Annotated in this window: 1 protein-coding gene; it reads right to left on the bottom strand. The window is 53.1% G+C overall.

What is annotated here, in order from left to right; all coding sequences use genetic code 11:
• On the bottom strand, nucleotides 1-245 hold a 245-nt coding region (locus A3761_RS07340; RefSeq protein ID WP_156491716.1), incomplete at both ends, for a Tn3 family transposase.

Genomic DNA, 245 nt, shown 5'->3' on the forward strand with positions numbered 1-245 from the left:
TCAGACTGACCGCCGAGACGCCTTTGCTGGTACCGAAGTATTTTGAGGAATACCGTGTACGGAACGTCTCGCGCTTGGCTTCGAACTTCTGACCATCGGCACTGGCATGCAGACTGTCATCCTGGATGTTGTAGTGCTTGAAGATGCTCAGTCGTGTGGTAGCGTTGTTGATACGGTCATTGGCCGCATTCAGGGTTTCCAGCCGAAGGTAGTTCGCCTGGATAGTGCTGAGCTGATCATAGGTC

Source organism: Oleiphilus sp. HI0123, assembly GCF_001635315.1.